This window comes from Priestia sp. RMT2NF4 (genome assembly GCF_047872835.1).
Taxonomy (GTDB): Bacteria; Bacillota; Bacilli; order Bacillales; family Bacillaceae_H; genus Priestia; species Priestia zanthoxyli.
Genome location: NZ_JBLQZO010000006.1, coordinates 93210 through 110081, shown reverse-complemented (window position 1 = coordinate 110081; position 16872 = coordinate 93210). Strand labels below are relative to the sequence as shown.

Below are 16872 nucleotides of genomic sequence, written 5' to 3'. Positions count from 1 at the left end.
CGAATTATAGTATGTAAAGTAAACGATACTGATAATCATTATCAAGTATTTGTTGTATTAAATGTAAACGGAGGGTCAGATATGGTTCGCCTATATACAGAGAAATTACATATTAGTTATGGTGAACGTCTAATAGTAAAGAATTTAAGCGTTAACATTCCAGACAAAAAGATTACTACAATTATTGGTTCAAACGGATGCGGCAAATCAACGCTTTTGAAAGCCATTACCCGCATTATTTCTCATCAATCCGGTTCCGTTATTTTAGACGGCGAAAACATTTCAACAGAACATACAAAAGCACTCGCTAAAAAAATGGCTATTCTCCCTCAAACCCCTGAAAGTGCTAAAGGCTTAACGGTGGGAGAACTTGTATCTTATGGGCGATTTCCCTATCAAAAGGGGTTTGGGCGTCTATCAAAAGAAGATTATCAAACGATTGACTGGGCGCTTGAAGTAACCGGAACAAAAGATTACAAGTTTCGTCCTGTAGATTCTCTTTCAGGCGGTCAGCGCCAGCGAGTGTGGATTGCGATGGCTTTAGCTCAAGAAACCGATATTATATTTCTTGATGAGCCGACTACCTACTTGGATATGGCTCATCAGTTAGAAGTGCTTGAGCTGCTTCAAAAATTAAACAAAGAGCAAGGGCGTACAGTTGTAATGGTGCTTCATGATCTAAATCAAGCCGCTCGCTTTGCGGATTATATTATCGCTTTAAAAAATGGTGAAATTGTCAAAGCCGGAAAATGTGAAGAAGTCATTACGCAGGACGTTCTAAAAAAAGTGTTTCATATCGACGCTGAAATTGGACGAGATCCGAGAACAAATAAACCAATGTGCATCACGTATAACTTATTAAGAGGAGATAACTAAATGAAAAAATTATTGCTTCCATTCATGCTTATATTCGTACTACTTATTAGTGCCTGCAGCAGCGGTTCAACTGAAAGCAAAAATGATTCTAGCAAAAACAGCGAATCCAAGACGATCACATATCAATCTGAAGACGGCCCTGTAAAAGTTCCGGCTAATCCGAAACGTGTTGTTGTGTTAGGTTCCTATGCAGGTAACGTACTTTCTTTAGGTGTTAACATTGTCGGAGTAGACTCATGGTCTAAAATGAATCCCCGCTTTGAAAAGAAATTAAAAGGCGTGGAAGAAGTATCAGACGAAAATTTAGAAAAGATCATTGAATTAAAGCCTGACTTAATTATTGGCTTATCTACTACAAAAAATATTGATAAATTGAAAAAAATTGCCCCTACTGTCACGTATACATACGATAAAGTAGATTACCTTACTCAGCATGTAGAAATTGGAAAGCTATTAAATAAAGAAAAAGAAGCACAATCATGGGTAGACGACTTTAAAAAGCGTGCGGCAAAAGCTGGTTCTGATATCAAAGCTAAAATTGGCGAAGATAGCACGGTTTCAGTTATTGAGAACTTTGACAAGCAGCTTTATGTGTTTGGGGATAACTGGGGACGCGGAACGGAGATTCTTTATCAAGAAATGAAATTAAAAATGCCGGAGAAAGTAAAGAAAATGGCTTTGAAAGATGGATACTATGCGATTTCGCCAGAAGTTCTTCCTGAATATGCCGGAGATTATTTAATCTTTAGCAAAAACCAAGATGGAGATACATCATTTGAGAAAACAGATACGTACAAAAATATTCCTGCTGTAAAGAATAATCACGTATTTGAAGCAAATGCAAAAGAATTTTATTTTAATGATCCAATCACATTAGATTATCAACTAGATTTCTTTACTCAAAAATTTCTTGGCAAGTAATTCATTCAAGAGGAATTCTTTTTAGAATTCCTCTTACTTTGTTTTATTAAATTTATTCTTACATGAAAAGATGGGTGTGTTATGAAAAAAGACAATCAGCGTTTCATTCCTTTTTTATACAAATTAATAGGTATGCTGCTCGTATTCATCATAATGTTTGTTTCTTCAATGGTTTTTGGCTCTGCTGACATATCGATAAAAGATGTATGGCTAGCACTTTCATCAAGCAGTGTAAACGAACAGATTTCGATCATCAGAGATATTCGTTTACCTCGTGAAATCGCCGCTGTTTTTGTGGGGGCTGCTTTATCAGTATCAGGGGCTATTATGCAAGGTATGACAAGAAACCCTCTTGCAGATCCAGGGCTTTTAGGCTTAACTTCTGGCGCAAATGCAGCTTTAGCTGTAACAATTGCCTTTATCCCTTCTGTAAATTATTTAGGTATTACGATTGCTTGCTTTATCGGAGCTGCGGTTGGCGCAATTTTGGTGTTTGGAATTGCTGCTATAAAAAGAGGCGGTTTCTCTCCGCTTCGAATTGTACTCGCCGGAGCTGCCGTTTCAGCATTTCTTTATGCGATTGGAGAAGGAGTCGGTATTTATTTTAAAATTTCAAAAGATGTATCGATGTGGACTGCTGGCGGAATGGTAGGCACTTCTTGGGAACAGCTTCAAATCATTGTTCCTTTTATCCTCGGCGGTATATTCATTGCCCTTTTGCTTTCTCGGCAGCTTACTATTCTGAGTTTAAATGAAGAAGTGGCTGTAGGATTGGGCCAGCAAACGACAAAAGTCAAAACCATTTTATTTGTTGTCATGGTTCTTCTTGCAGGTGCTTCTGTTGCGCTAGTGGGAAACATGGTGTTTATCGGCTTGATGATTCCTCATATTGTACGAGGAATTGTAGGAACCGACTATCGTTATATTATCCCTATGTCCGCTGTCACTGGCGCAGCGTTTATGCTTCTCGCTGATACGTTGGGCCGAACCGTAAGTGCGCCTTATGAAACACCGATAGCAGCAGTTGTATCGATGATTGGTTTACCTTTCTTTTTAGTCGTTGTTCGTAAAGGAGGAAAAGCATTCTCATGATTCACCCAGCGCTTATTAGAAAACAACGAATAATTATGATGCTGCTCACTGTTTTGATTCTTGGAACGGTTGTGATAGGAATGGGGCTCGGTGATGCACCCCTTCTTTATAATAAAGTGTTTCCTACTCTTTTTGGCAAAGGGAATTTTACAGATGAGTTCGTTCTTTTTTCAATTCGACTTCCGCGAATTATCATTACGCTTCTAGCAGGAATGGCTCTAGCTTTATCAGGAGCTATCTTACAAGGTGTTACGCGCAATGATTTAGCGGAACCTGGGATTATAGGAATTAATTCAGGAGCAGGAGCCGCAATTGCTGTGTTCTTTTTATTTTTCCCAATTGAAGCGGGCTCTTTCGTTTATGCCCTTCCGTTAGTAGGGTTCATCGGCGCCTTGTTGACAGCTGGTCTTATCTATCTTTGTGCATATAGTAAAAGCCAAGGACTGCAGCCTGTAAAGTTGATTTTAACAGGCGTAGGTTTTTCAATGGCTCTTTCTGGAATGATGGTGGTGATTATGTCATCAGCTGATCGTGCTAAAGTTGATTTTATTGCTAAATGGATCGCAGGGAGCATCTGGGGGACAGACTGGCCTTTTATATGGGCTCTTCTACCTTGGCTTCTTGTCTTGATTCCTTTTATATTGTACAAAGCAAACTCATTAAACATTTTTAATTTAAATGAAGCTGCAGCTATTGGAGTCGGAATTTCTCTGGAGAAAGAACGTGTAACATTGCTTTTAGCCGCGGTGGCATTAGCGGCAGCCGCGGTTTCAGTGACGGGCGGCGTGGCTTTTATTGGACTTCTTGCTCCTCATATTGCTAAAGGCTTAGTAGGACCGAGAAGTCAGCTTTTTATTCCCGTTGCTATTCTACTTGGCGGCTGGCTTTTGCTGATTGCAGATACGATAGGACATAACATTGCAAATCCTAACGGCGTGCCAGCAGGAATTATCGCGGCCGTAATAGGTGCTCCTTATTTTGTTTATTTGCTTTTGAAAAAATAATAAGCAGACGCGCTTTTTCAGAAAGCGCGTCTAGTTATTATTTTTTTTGTCTTTCATCTGCAGCGTTCGCTCTAGCCTGTGCTTCTAAATCGTCTTGGTCTGCTAATTCACGCGAAAACTCTTCGTCCACTCCATCTGCTTTAGATGCAGGATAATCTGCTACCTTTTTTAATTGTTTCTTCAACTCTTTTTCATTCATAATGAACACTCCTTTATTCTAGACTGTTATTAGTATGCGTTTGTCGTTTCTGCACTATGTGGAGAAAGAAGGAATTTTACCAATAAGACCGAAAGCATACGTAATAAGAAAAAGAAAGGACGTTTTATATGATCATCATTATTACGCTCTCTATTATCATTGTATTTGTTATTTTACTGCTGTGCGTAGTTACCACCTCAAAAGCTTATGATTATAAACATACCGTAGATCCGCTTACAAAAAAACAACACGAAAAAAAGTAGGTGCGCTCGTTTCACACCTACTTTTTTTATTAGCCCTGCAGTGATTTTAAATCATGATCGTTCAATTGAAATGCTTGCTTAATTTTGTCTTCTAAGTTTTTTGTTACTCTTCTCTTCCCAACTTCAACCAGGGCGATTAAAGAAAAACTGCAGTTCACTGCTTGAGCGAAGTTTCGCTGATTCATATTGTAGTTTTTTCGAATGTTTTTTACCATCTCTTTATCCATTTACACTCACTCCGCATAACTCAATATACTTTTTTTATTCCTCTTCAAGTCACATGTTCATCTAGCTGCCGACAGAGCGTAAGAAATTGCTGCTGCTCTTCTTCTTTATAGCATGCAAACAGTTTTTCAACCCTTTGCTGCATGTCTTTCTCAGCCGCTTGAATCACTTGTTTTCCCTTGTTTGTAAGCTCAACCATAACTTTACGCCGATCTTCTTTTGAATGGTAGCGCTCCACAAGATTCAGTTCATACAAACGTGTAATTGATGCTGTGATAACGCTTGGGCTCGCCTTCATTTCGTCTGCCACTTTGGTCACAGGCATTGTATGTGCACGTTCAACAATCAGTAAAATATGATATTGAAAAGGGGTAATTCTGTAATGCTGTAAAAGGCTTTTTACATTTGTCATTACTTTTTTGTTTAAAGATATTGAAATTCTTTGAATTTCTTCACCAAATATCAATGGATCCATCCACCTCACCGCCCCTTTCTCTCCAACATGTTTTATGATGAACTTTTGATTCTATAGCACTTTATGAATTTATACTTTTTGGAGCTGGAAGCATACGAATATCTTCCTCTTGAGCTTTTGATTTCTTTTCTTCGACTACTTTATCTTTACGTACGTCACGAAGGAAGAAACTTAAAATTAAACCGATAACAGAAATCGCTGTTGCCCAATAAAAAGCATCGTTAATACCTTGAATCGTACCTTGCTGCGTCATTTTTCCAGATAAAATCGTCAGCGCTTGCTGCTGAGCTTGATCTTGTGATAAATGCAAGGTAGCAGCTACTTTTTGTACAAATAAATGAAAGCTATTCATAAAGAATGGATCAGACGTATTCATGGAACTGCTGATTTCATTTACATGATACGTTGTACGGTTTGTAAAAATGGTCGTCATTAAACTAATACCAATTGAACCACTTACTTGACGAAGCGTATTAGACATTGACGTTCCGTGACTGCTTAGTCTCTGCGGAAGCTGATTCAAACCGGCTGTCATAATTGGCATCATTAAAAGTGACATACCAAACGAGCGGATAATATAAATCGCTAAAATATGATTAAACGGTGTATCCATCGTCAGCTTCGTAAATTCAAACGTTGAAATAGATGTAATGAACATACCAACGATTGCTAGCGGACGAGGTCCCACTTTATCAAACAATGTACCTGAAATCGGCGACATAACCAGCATAACAAGTGCGCCAGGAAGCAACAGCAGTCCTGAATCAAAAGCAGAATATCCGCGGATATTTTGCAAGTAAATTGGAAGCAAGAACATACCTGCGTACATACTGATTGTAATCGCAATACTAATAATATTTGATAGTGAAAAAATATTATATTTAAACACGCGCATATCCAATAGCGGCTTTTCAGATTTAATTTGTTGAAGAACAAATATAATTAAAAGAACTGCCCCGCCAATGATTGTAGAAAGAACAACTGAATCCGTCCAGCCGTCATTTCCAGCTTCACTAAATCCGTAAAGCAATAATCCCATACCTGCAAGTGATGTCACAACCGAAGGCATGTGAACTTTTACATCCTTTGGAGGCTGAATGTCTTTTAATTGAAAGAAAGCAATAATTAATACAATCGCACCTAATGGCACCATGCCGTTAAAAAGGATGTGCCAATCATAGTTTTGAATAACCCATCCAGATAATGTTGGGCCAATAGCCGGTGCGAACATCATGGCTAATCCAAAAATACCCATCCCTTTTCCTCGCATGTGAGGAGGGAAAATAAACACAATAATGGTCATAACAAGAGGCGATAAGACACCTCCGCCAATAGCTTGAATTAAACGGCCGGTAAGCATAATCGAAAATGTAGGTGCAATTCCGCAAATCAATGACCCTACTGTAAAACAAACCATTGCAAATAAGAACAAGCGACGCACACCAAATCGTTCAATTAAAAAAGCTGAAAGCGGAATTAACGCCCCGTTCACAAGCATATATCCAGTTAACAACCACTGAGCTGTATTTGCGGTTACGCCAAACTCAGTAATTAAATGCGGGATGGCTACGTTTAGTAACGTTTGATTTAATATTGCAAGAAACAAACCAAGCATTAAAACAATCAATAGCGGAATATGCTTTTTGATGGATCCATCACTTGTGTTTTCTATACTGGCTGTCATTATATTTCCTCCCTTCTTGAACTGTTGTAGTAAGAATTAGTCTTTTGAAATTTTTACTTCAGCGTTCATTCCTGGTAGCACATGCTCTGAATAATTAGAAATAGAGATTTTTACAGGAACCGTTTGAGATACTTTTGTGTAGTTTCCATCTGAGCTTGAGTTCGATGTTAAAGATGAAAGTGAATTAGTTGCATATCCCACTTCTTCAACTTTACCGTCAATTTTTGTACTACTGTCTCCATCTACTGTTACATCTACATCGTCGCCCTCTTTAATATCCTTAAGCTGATCCTCTTTGATATTCGCTACGATAAATAGATCTTTCATATCTACTTCGGTTGCAATTTGCTGTCCAGCTTGAACCATTTGATTTTCTTTTACATTTGTTTGAATAATTTTTCCATCTGCTGGTACTGTAGCAGCTACAGAGCCTTTTTCAGCTTGAATCTTAGCAATTTCAGCATCTTTTGATACATCATTTCCTTCTTCCACTGTCCAGCTTGCTACCTTACCTGCTGCAGGTGCAACTACGTTGTATACATCTCCAGATACTTTAGCGTTATCCGTTGTAATATAGTTGGATTTTTGAACGTAATAATATCCTCCTCCAATTAATAAAGCTAAAATAACGATGATTCCAATAAAATTTGTTACCATTAAGCGACTTCTAGACATTCATTACTCCTCCTTAATACTTCACTAATGAAACTACTTTTCTATATAGCTTTTTCATAAAGATATTATCTCCATCTATTAGGAGATATGTTTCTTTATAATCATCCATTTGGTTAACTACCTAAATAACTTTATCATAAAGATATTTTTTCGTAAAGATATTAATTTAAAAATAATAATGGGGGGTTAAAGATAATCGTTTCCATCCTTTACAATTGTTTCATTTTATTTTAGAGTTAGTTTATATATGTCCGTAGTGTACAAGGAGATGGAAGCTAGCATGGATAACAATGTAGAATCAAAAATTGAACACCTTTATCAAATTAACACATCTTTTTTTCAATATATGCGACATTTAGTCGAAGAAACATTAAAAACGCAGCCTTATCACTTAACACCCACTAAATTTTATATCTTAAACTACATTGCCAGCGGTACAAAGTATATGGTGGCAGATATTTCAAATAAACTTCACTTAACCTCGGGCGCTACAACTAGCTTATTAAATCAATTGGAAGAAGAATCTCTCATTCAGCGCGTGCGAGACGAAAAAGACCGGAGAGTCGTGTGGGTTTCATTGACCGATGAATCCAAACAGCTTGTTTCAATGATTACAGAGAAGCGAAATGTATTTTTAAAAGATATGCTAGCAGCTCTAACTGTAGAAGAACAAGAAGAATATTTTCGCTTGTTAAATAAAATGGATGCCCTTTTGAGCGATAAATATGGATTTTCTTATTAGGATACCTAAAGGAGCTCCGTTTCGAATAGAAACGGAGCTCCTTTTTTATTTTAGAAAGCCGAATTCATTAATGTAGCTGCTTTGTCAGGAAAATCGATAAAAGGATTTCGGTTGCCTTGCAATTCAAAAATTGCTGCATTGCGATGTTTTTCATAAAGTGAAACGGTAAATTCTTCATGCCATTTTAGTAAAAGAGGAAGATCTACTCGTGAAGAGTCAATTTTATTATGATAGCGAATTAAAAAATAAAGCGTAGCTCGAGCGACAATTCCTTTTCCATATTCGGGTTCAAACTTACCTTTTTCTGATTTGCCGCACCCTTCTTTCACATCTGATTGCTTAACTTCCGGTGTATAATCCGGGAAGTCAATATAAGAGGAATTACCTCTTCGGCTGTTACAAGAAGGTTCACACGCAAACAAATGATGCAAATCGCCTCTCATAGGCTCTTGTTTTCCAAACCAAGATTGCGGGACAACGTGCTCACAGTTTAGCAGTATATCATTGCTTGAAACAGATGAGTGACTAAGCGACTGAAGTGCATCAATATCTTGCTGTATCGCTTCTAACGGATCCATACCTTTCCCTGAATACAGACTCTTCAGCTCTCCATTCTCCTGTAGATCCACCCATGGATATACATATTTATGCGGCGAATAACTCAGCAAATGCTGATGCGTTTCCGTTAACAAAGCTTGCATGGCTTCTCTTTCAAAGAGAGTACCTCGATAATAAAGATTTTTACTCTCTTCATCCGTCTTTTCATCATAATAGCTTCGTTTGTTTACGTATTCGTGATAAAGGGCTTTTGCCTGCTGTTTTTCCACCATTAATATATCTAAACTGCTTTTCATCCCATCACCTCTGAAGTCATTTGACGTTGAATTTCACGCAATAGCTTTTCAACAATGGTCAAGTGCACAAACCCGTTTCCTACTTCTCTTGGTGATTCATTTAATGGAAGTGTTCTTCTGATTAACTGTGCGTAAAGCTCTGGTTCTGTAAGTTCTCTTCCAAACGTTTCATTTGAAAGAACTTTTATCAATGCCAAAGCTCCCGCCACGTGAGGCGTGGCCATAGAAGTTCCGCTCAGTGCGGCATACTTTCCATTCAAGTAGGTTGATATGATCTTCTCCCCCGGAGCCACTACGTCCACTTCATTGTTTGAGTTGGAAAATATCGAAGAACGTTTCTTTAGATCAACCGCTCCTACGCTAATCACTTCATTATATGAGCCTGGGTATGCAAACTCATCTGTGGAGCTTTCTCCATCTCCTTCATTTCCCGCTGCGCAGACAACTAAAATATTCTGATCAACAGCATCCTGAATCGCTTCATGCAGTTCAGGTACATCGGCCGGACCTCCAAGTGACATTGAAATGATATCTACTTTTTGCTGGATGGCGTAGGTAATACCTTGAATAATCCATTCATATTGACCTGAACCATTCCCATCAAGTACTTTCAGAATAAGTAAATTCACCTCAGGAGCCACTCCTACAACGCCCGCTCCATTATGAGCTGCTGCAATTGTGCCTGCTACGTGAGTACCGTGACCATTATAGTCTTGATAAACATCAGGATTTTGCTGATCATCGTGCGTAAAATTTCTTCCTCCAATAATTCGCTCCTGCAAATCTGGGTGTGTAACCTCACAGCCAGTATCCAAAACCGCTACGGTTATTCCCTGTCCTTTTGTTTGCTTCCATACTTCCTCTGCTCCAATTAGAGCCACTCCTTGTGGGACTTCATTAAATTGACTTAATTGTTCAACTACTTGAAATGGGATAATGCGCACTTTGTTCTTCATTTAGATTCCCCCTGCAGGATTAAATGGAAGCTAGTTCATGGTGGGATCACTTTTAATCGCTTATTTTTGGAGTTCACTCATCGAGGTTTGTTGCTTCTAAACTTATTATAACACAAAAACAGAACACACGTTTGTGTTTTTGTGATTTTTTTTAAAAAAATAAACAAAAAGCAGAAGCGAAATTTCCGCCTCTGCTTTCTTTTATTGTTGGTCTTTAGAAGAATCAGGCACGGCACATTGACCATCTGCACAAAAGGCATCATCTGCGCCTTCTGGAGACAAACTCTTCAAAGCGGGAGTCGGATTTTCTTCTTCCCATACTTGTTGGAGAGCTCCTACAAATGTTTCGACTGGCTGTGCACCTGAAATCGCATATTTTTGATTAATAACAAAATACGGAACGCCGCTAATGCCATATTGCTGAGCCGTTGCTTCATCACTGCGCACTTCATTTGCATATGCGTTTTTATCTGCAAGAATTTGACGTGCTTCTTCTCGATCAAGACCTGCATCTTCAGCAAGAGCAATCAGCGTCGCTTCTTCACCTAGATGTTTTGATTCAGTAAAATATGCATATAAGAGTTTTTCTGTAATAGCTGCTTCTTTTCCTTGAGCTTTTGCAAATTTTGCTAAACGATGAGCGTCAAACGTATTAGTTGGCTTCATATCGTCAAAATTAAAGGATAATCCCACACCAGCTGCCTGCTGTCCGATCCCTTCATTTGCTTGCTTCGCTTGTTCAATGGTCATTCCATATTTAGCAGCAAGAGCTTCATTAATCGTTTTACCAGTATTAACTGAAGCATTTGGATCTAGCTCAAAGCTTTTAAATTCAACCTGCACGTCATCTTTGTGTGCAAACTGCTGAAGCGCTTGCTCTAATCGACGCTTTCCAATATAACAAAAAGGACAGACAAAATCTGACCAAACTTCTATTTTCATCGTGACACCTCTTCAATTCAAGATAATTCTTATCGTAGCATACCTTTGAATAATTTCCATCATAACTTGCTCAAACAAAGCAAAAAACACGGTGTTGATTTACATACTAAGTGTATTGAATCAGCACCGTGTTTTTATCTCACTTATTTTAAATTCATTGCTTTTAAAAGATCATCATGTAAATACGTATTTTCATATTAGCTAATCAATACTTGGTGGAACTTCAAGCCAGCCTTTTTTAATCATAATTTCCGTCGCTTCGCTTGCATATTGAAACGCATCTTCTCCTATCAGCATCATTTTAGCCACAATATCTCTTCGAAAACTAAATGCTGCTCCAAATGCCTGACTTCCAATACTAAAATTACTTAGTAAAATATCGCATGTCAGCATCAAACGATCAGAAAAAGCAGGCGTTTCAGAAGTCGTGATGCTTCCTGTTGAGGCAACAGAAGGTGAAATATCGTCTTGTATAATTATTTCTTCTAGACGCGTAATAATCTTTTTACTGAGCTCTTTTCCTTTCAAAAAATGCTTTTTGACTTCGGTATCTTTAGCCGTTTGAGAAAAAGCCTTCATTAACTTCATCCCCACAATGTTTGTTTCGACCCCGTGATAAAGCTGAGCTAGCTCTATCGTATTTAATACTCTTTTATCCGCAAATACATTTAAGCCGCTCAAATATTTTCTGTCAGAAACAAACTCAACGGTGGTTGGCATCGGAATATAGGGTGGACGTGATAAAATCCCTTTTTTCAGTAAATACTGCGTACAGGAATCATAACAATGTTGCGTAATCTTTGTTAAATCTTGATAAAATTTCACCACATCTTCTCTGTAGGCCTTACCTAAACTTAATGTATACATCCCCATACTAATTTCTTTAATAACACGAAGAAACATAATATCAAATCCATTAGTAAATAGTTTTGGAGCCTGTATGTTTACGTCTTGAGATGAAAGCCCGGTTGGCACTACGGCTCCTTCTTTTTCAAATATTGTTTTTATCTTTCGTATGTATATAATAAGCTGCTCACGCAAATCTGTCATAATTGTTTTAGCATCTTCATCGTCTGCATGTTCAATCATATAATCCAACAAGCAAATGATTAACGTTTTCTGCTGATATGTCATCCACAGCGTTCCAATTTCACTTGAGGTAATACTAGGTTTGTCAGGCACTGTTACTTTCCTCCGCTTCTTGAGCTTTGTTGAGTGCTTTTATCGCTCAAAAGAGAACATACTCATTGTACGTTTACTTACCATTATGCTATCCAACATTCTTTTTTTTATTTAACCCGCTGATCTATAGTTTTTGAGCAACAAAAAAACAGCTCCGCACTTACAGAACTGTTTTTTATCTTAAGCACGAAACGAGTACTCAACACCTGTTAAGTCCTCAGATACGCTCCATAGTTTTTCCGCTACGTCCGGTTTAAATAAAACATCTCCCATCATATCTTTTACAGGATATCCTTTTTTAGCATCTTTTCCGTCTGGCCCAATATATGTACCGCCTTCTATTGATTCAGTGGCTGCATAAAGAGTAGGCAGCGCGCCCATTTCTGCAGATTGACTAAATAGCTTGACTAAAAATTTCAACAAGCCGTTTGGTTCTTTTCCTGAACCGCGTGATAATAGGTTTGTATTTGAAATACCCGGATGTACAGCGGCACTAATTGTCGTTGATCCGGCTGCTTCTAAGCGAATTTGCAATTCTTTGGCAAACAATAGGTTGGCGAGTTTGCTTTGTCTATAGAACTTCATTGGACTGTAGCCTTTTTCTCCGTCGAGATTATCAAAATAGATTTCTCCAGAATTAGCGGCTATACTGCTTACCGTTACGACACGTGAATGTGGAGTGGCCGTTAGTAAAGGAAGCAGCAAGCCCGTAAGTGCAAAATGTCCTAAATGATTACAGCCAAACTGCAGTTCAAATCCGTCTTTCGTTTTGCTGTGAGGCGGCACCATCACGCCTGCATTATTAATGAGAAGATCCAAAGACGAGTATTGTTGAAGAAATTGATTGGCAAAATGCCGAATAGAGCTCAAGTCACTAAGATCTAATGACATAATAGTCACTTTAGCATTTCCGTTATCCGCTTTAATTCTTTTCTTAGCTTCTTTCCCTTTTGCTTCATTACGCACAGCAAGAATGATTTCTGCTCCGCGAGCTGCTAGAGCCTTTGCAGCTTCAAACCCAATACCGCTGTTTCCTCCCGTTATAAGGGCAGTTTTCCCCGTTAGATCAGGCATTCGTTCAGCTGTCCATTTTGTTTTCATATAAAGTTCTCCCTTTCAGCTATAGCTGCTTTTCTAGAATTTACGCGTCTCGGTCACATACGTTTTTAGAAATTAAAGTATGTATAAATTATAATGTTTTCAAAACAAAAGGGACAAGCTTTTTAAAAGCTTGTCCTTTTTATATGTTTATGTGGTTCGCGGCGAATCGTAGCGCCCAAACCAGTCGTACCTGTTTGTGGATATCCATTTGTATAGCGGACTAAACGCTTTTTTCATTAATGGTAAATGCAGAAGCACGCCGATTGGACATGTAAGAGGCAAAACAGCTAAAAGCCGTCTGACCGTTTCAAATCCTGCTAATACTTCCCCTTTTTTGGTGACCATATGAATTTGATCATATAAGTCTCTTCCTTCTTCTTTTAAGTAGCTATACTCCGTTCGCTCAATGTATTGAACTGGAATCCACTGGATTTGGTTCGTCCAGTCCAGCGCTTTAATTATTTTTTTTACGTTGTAACATAAAGGACATTCCGCATCAAAAAATACTTTGTGCTTCATTGTTTCCACCTTTCTTCCCTTATTTCTTTTTCCTTAGTTTATAAATACCCTTTTCTCATTTTTAATAACCATCATTAAGAGGTACTTCTTGTGCAGCCTGGCTTTAAAGCGAACATTTTTTGTGGAGTTTCTTTTGTGAAGCCGCGAAAGAAGATAGGATTTTTTTATAAAATATCACTTTTTTGGTTTAAAGCGCTAAAAACATGTTAGAATAGATTTCATATTGATTTGAAGCACTAGATGCACGCATTTAGTCGCATACTAAAAAGAACTGAATAAATCCAATGATAAAAGGTAAAGGTAATGTCTTCATAAACTTATCATGGAAGTAGGTTTATAAATAACGATGAAAAAAGGAGGGCTGGGTGATTGCTTTTATCCATTTCATATAAGCTTTTTTACGTAAGGATGTGTAAACGATGAAAAATAAGTACATGCTGTCAGCTTCAGGTATGTATATTAACTATTTTCTACTTGGCATGGTCAATATCATGCTTGCATCAAATATGTCATTTTTGACAAAACAATTAAATACCGACGGTGCTGGAATCAGCTATATCATTTCTGCTATCGGAATTGGAAAATTGCTTTCATATTCTCTATCAGGCATCTTGTCTGATAAAGTCGGACGAAAACCTTTGATTATTGTTTCGTCTCTGACGATGGCTATTTTCTTAATTGGCATTCCATTATCGCCAAATTATCAAACAGCCTTTATCTTTGCCATTATTGCTGGTATTGCAAACTCTGCTATGGACGCTGGAACATACCCTGCTTTGATTGAAGTTTTTCCTAAATCTTCAGGTTCAGCCAGTGTTCTTGTAAAAGCATTTATATCAGCTGGAGCAGCGCTTCTGCCGTTTATGATTGCCTTTTTTGCGGATCGTGATTTGTTTTATGGGTATGCTTTTTTCCTTCCCGCTCTTATTTATTTACTAAATATGATCTTTATGTTCAAACTGCCTTTTCCCAATCATAAACGCGAACAGAATACAGTTCAACAGCAAAGTACAGAAGAGAATAAATTTATCTCTCCTCCTAACATGAAACAAGAAGGAATCGCTCTTATTGTGATTGGATTTACTTCTACAGCTCTGTTTACAGTGGCTCAAATTTGGCTTCCTACTTATGGTCAACAAGTATTAGGTATGGCTGAAAGCAGCTCGGTTCGCCTTTTAAGCTACTACAGCATCGGAGCTTTAATCTCTGTTTTAGTATTAGCCGTATTATTAAGCAAAGTGCTTCGTCCTGTAACGGTTATTCTCGTTTACCCGATGATTACCCTTATCGCTGTACTTACGCTTCTATTTGTTAAAGTACCTGCTATTGCAATTGCAGCTGCTTTTTTCATGGGATTTTCTACGGCTGGGGTCTTTCAATTAGCGATTACCGTTATGACCGAGCTTTTCTGGAACAAAAAAGGAACGGTTACAGGAATTGTAGCGACCGCTGCTGGATTAGCTGCAATTTTATTGCCTTTAGCAACAGGGCTCATGTCTAAAACGGGACATATTTCAATTATCTTTATCTTTGATGCGATGCTTTCAGTAGTAGGTATGGCGGCGGCGGCTTTTGTTAATTACCGCTACCGCAAAATTTTAAATAAAAAGCCCCGCGAACAAATTCAAGAAACAGCCTCATAAAAAAGAGGCTGGGGCAAAAGTATTTTAGAGAAAGTAAAAAAAACGAACCATTAATGAATGGTTCGTTTTTTGTTATGGTGAACGTATGTGTCATTTCTTTAGGTCCTTCTAGCAGTTGATTGGAGGGCAAGGCGAAGACTTGCACGGAAATCAACTGCTGTGTCACAAGCAGTGCAGCTCATGCATACTATTTGTTTGTCTTTAGATTAGATTAATTTGGTAATATCTCAACCTCTTCTTAACTTTTCAGCTCACTTCCTCAGCTGATTTTTGCTTCATCAATAGAAACATTACACCTGAAATAACCGCAAAAACAGCTAAAATGTAAAAAGTAGAAGGCAACGGAATCACACTAACTAGTGACCCCATAGCTAAGCTGCTGACAACTGCTGAAGTTTGTATAGCTGTCATATATGCCGTCGTGGCTAGTCCAATTTGACGCGGGGCCAGTGACTGAGCATACACCATGCCAACTCCCATTGTAGCGGATAGAATGAAAGCATAAAATACTTGAAGCGCAATCAATCCACTCAGCGGTAAATGAAGGCTTGTTAAAACAAAATAAAGCACTTGGCAAGCTATGCCGATAACAAAGAAGCGTTTGACTCCGATTTTATCAGAAAAATAGCCTCCTAACGGCATAAATATTAGTTCAAAAACAGACGTAACGGTAAAAAGAATTCCTACAATCGAAACGGATTGCTTTAACGTATCCGTTATATACAGCGGCAAATACATAGAACGTCCGGAATCACCCGCAAAAATGAAAAGAGCCGCTACGAATACAGCTATTAATACAGAAGGTATACCAGCTGGCGCTTTTGAAGATGCATGTGCTGAAGGTTGAGGCATACTGTCTTCTTTAAGCGCAAAAAGAACCCACACTAAAGTTGCCAGCGATAACAACCCTGATAGTAAAAATAAAAGAGTATACCCTCCGTGGTCAATGATTAAAGCTCCGAGCATCGGTCCAAAAATATAGCCTTGTGAAAATGCCATTCGCACAGTACCGGTAATCGTACCTGCCTGCGATTTACTTTCTTCCTTTTTAACAATAAAATCATTCAGCAGAGCAAAGAAAAAAGAAAACGCATTAAACCCTCCTATAGCAAGTAAAATGAGTGCTATTGTATAAGAATGCGTAAACGCTAAGGGAACTCTTGAAATGGTTCCAATCAGTAAGGCCCAAATAATAAATGGCTTTCGTTTTCCCCATTTGTCTGATAAAGAAGCCAAATAAAACGAGACGATTAAACCAAGAATGCTCATTGGGACAAATAAAAATCCTGCTTGAAACGAAGTGGCGTGCAATGTATTTGTTGCCCAAACCGTTAAATAAGGCATAAAGCCGCCAACAGACAACCCAATAATAAATAATGAAATAAAAATCGTTCGAAAATCCCGGTCTGTAAATACAATCTTTATGCCTGATACAAACGAATTTTCTGCTTTCGACATAAACTCATTTCAACCCTTTCTATCCAGCTGTCAAACGTTCCATTTTCGCAAAAAAACGCAC

19 protein-coding genes are annotated in these 16872 nt (G+C 38.2%); 7 read left to right on the top strand and 12 right to left on the bottom strand.

Annotated features, from left to right (window positions below):
• Positions 1–81 precede the first annotated feature (81 nt).
• The 4 genes from ACMX9J_RS21965 (at position 82) to ACMX9J_RS21950 (ending at position 3893) form a co-directional block, all read left to right on the top strand.
• Positions 82–876 carry an ABC transporter ATP-binding protein gene (locus ACMX9J_RS21965; RefSeq protein ID WP_028413978.1) on the top strand — a complete coding sequence of 265 codons (795 nt, stop codon included), beginning with the start codon at positions 82–84 and terminating at the stop codon, positions 874–876.
• Positions 877–1797, top strand: a complete 921-nt coding sequence (locus tag ACMX9J_RS21960; protein ID WP_028413979.1) for an iron-hydroxamate ABC transporter substrate-binding protein — start codon at positions 877–879, stop codon at positions 1795–1797.
• 81 nt (positions 1798–1878) lie between these two features.
• Positions 1879–2889 carry a FecCD family ABC transporter permease gene (locus ACMX9J_RS21955; RefSeq protein ID WP_416226166.1) on the top strand — a complete coding sequence of 337 codons (1011 nt, stop codon included), beginning with the start codon at positions 1879–1881 and terminating at the stop codon, positions 2887–2889.
• Positions 2886–3893: a FecCD family ABC transporter permease gene (locus tag ACMX9J_RS21950; RefSeq protein ID WP_416226165.1), complete on the top strand. Its 1008-nt coding sequence runs from the start codon at positions 2886–2888 to the stop codon at positions 3891–3893. Before ACMX9J_RS21955 ends, ACMX9J_RS21950 begins: the two co-directional genes overlap by 4 nt.
• Positions 3894–3930: 37 nt before the next feature.
• Here ACMX9J_RS21950 and ACMX9J_RS21945 read toward each other — a convergent pair whose 3' ends face one another.
• Positions 3931–4092, bottom strand: coding sequence for a YfhD family protein (locus ACMX9J_RS21945; protein WP_074894520.1), 162 nt, complete (start codon positions 4090–4092; stop codon positions 3931–3933).
• A gap of 128 nt (positions 4093–4220) precedes the next feature.
• Between ACMX9J_RS21945 and ytzI the strand changes: the two genes are divergently transcribed.
• A complete protein-coding gene (gene ytzI / locus ACMX9J_RS21940; RefSeq protein WP_080754395.1) occupies positions 4221–4355 on the top strand; it encodes a YtzI protein in 135 nt (44 codons plus the stop codon).
• 29 nt (positions 4356–4384) lie between these two features.
• Here the strand turns inward: ytzI and ACMX9J_RS21935 are convergent, their stop codons facing one another.
• From ACMX9J_RS21935 to ACMX9J_RS21920, 4 genes are all read right to left on the bottom strand, one after another.
• Complete coding sequence (locus tag ACMX9J_RS21935; RefSeq protein ID WP_028413982.1) at positions 4385–4582, bottom strand: helix-turn-helix domain-containing protein; 198 nt, start codon at positions 4580–4582, stop codon at positions 4385–4387.
• A 44-nt stretch (positions 4583–4626) separates the two neighbouring features.
• The gene (locus tag ACMX9J_RS21930; RefSeq protein WP_328171145.1) at positions 4627–5055 is read right to left on the bottom strand and encodes a MarR family transcriptional regulator; all 429 of its coding nucleotides are present in this window, start codon (positions 5053–5055) and stop codon (positions 4627–4629) included.
• Positions 5056–5116: 61 nt separating this feature from the next.
• Complete coding sequence (locus ACMX9J_RS21925) at positions 5117–6739, bottom strand: DHA2 family efflux MFS transporter permease subunit (RefSeq protein ID WP_028413984.1); 1623 nt, start codon at positions 6737–6739, stop codon at positions 5117–5119.
• A gap of 36 nt (positions 6740–6775) precedes the next feature.
• Positions 6776–7414, bottom strand: a complete 639-nt coding sequence (locus ACMX9J_RS21920) for an HlyD family efflux transporter periplasmic adaptor subunit (RefSeq protein WP_028413985.1) — start codon at positions 7412–7414, stop codon at positions 6776–6778.
• Positions 7415–7694: 280 nt separating this feature from the next.
• On the opposite strand from ACMX9J_RS21920, the gene ACMX9J_RS21915 reads away from it, so the two are divergent.
• Positions 7695–8156, top strand: a complete 462-nt coding sequence (locus ACMX9J_RS21915; RefSeq protein WP_033578476.1) for a MarR family winged helix-turn-helix transcriptional regulator — start codon at positions 7695–7697, stop codon at positions 8154–8156.
• 50 nt (positions 8157–8206) lie between these two features.
• Here ACMX9J_RS21915 and ACMX9J_RS21910 read toward each other — a convergent pair whose 3' ends face one another.
• The 6 genes from ACMX9J_RS21910 to ACMX9J_RS21885 all read right to left on the bottom strand — a co-directional run bounded on the left by ACMX9J_RS21910 (position 8207) and on the right by ACMX9J_RS21885 (position 13710).
• A complete protein-coding gene (locus ACMX9J_RS21910) occupies positions 8207–9010 on the bottom strand; it encodes an endonuclease I family protein (protein ID WP_028413987.1) in 804 nt (267 codons plus the stop codon).
• Positions 9007–9966, bottom strand: a complete 960-nt coding sequence (locus ACMX9J_RS21905) for a S8 family peptidase (protein ID WP_033578474.1) — start codon at positions 9964–9966, stop codon at positions 9007–9009. The genes ACMX9J_RS21910 and ACMX9J_RS21905 overlap by 4 nt, the downstream gene beginning before the upstream one ends.
• A gap of 201 nt (positions 9967–10167) precedes the next feature.
• On the bottom strand, positions 10168–10908 hold the full coding sequence (locus ACMX9J_RS21900) for a DsbA family oxidoreductase (RefSeq protein ID WP_028413989.1): 741 nt from the start codon (positions 10906–10908) through the stop codon (positions 10168–10170).
• Positions 10909–11109: 201 nt separating this feature from the next.
• Positions 11110–12090: a DUF3231 family protein gene (locus ACMX9J_RS21895; RefSeq protein ID WP_098113442.1), complete on the bottom strand. Its 981-nt coding sequence runs from the start codon at positions 12088–12090 to the stop codon at positions 11110–11112.
• Between the two features lie 180 nt (positions 12091–12270).
• A complete protein-coding gene (locus ACMX9J_RS21890) occupies positions 12271–13191 on the bottom strand; it encodes an oxidoreductase (protein ID WP_034266589.1) in 921 nt (306 codons plus the stop codon).
• Positions 13192–13338: 147 nt separating this feature from the next.
• A complete protein-coding gene (locus tag ACMX9J_RS21885; RefSeq protein WP_028413991.1) occupies positions 13339–13710 on the bottom strand; it encodes a thiol-disulfide oxidoreductase DCC family protein in 372 nt (123 codons plus the stop codon).
• A gap of 419 nt (positions 13711–14129) precedes the next feature.
• On the opposite strand from ACMX9J_RS21885, the gene ACMX9J_RS21880 reads away from it, so the two are divergent.
• On the top strand, positions 14130–15353 hold the full coding sequence (locus ACMX9J_RS21880) for an MFS transporter (protein ID WP_028413992.1): 1224 nt from the start codon (positions 14130–14132) through the stop codon (positions 15351–15353).
• A 246-nt stretch (positions 15354–15599) separates the two neighbouring features.
• On the opposite strand, the gene ACMX9J_RS21875 is transcribed toward ACMX9J_RS21880, so the two are convergent.
• Entirely contained in the window at positions 15600–16811 is a 1212-nt protein-coding gene (locus ACMX9J_RS21875) for an MFS transporter (protein ID WP_033578470.1), read from the bottom strand.
• Positions 16812–16872 lie beyond the last annotated feature (61 nt).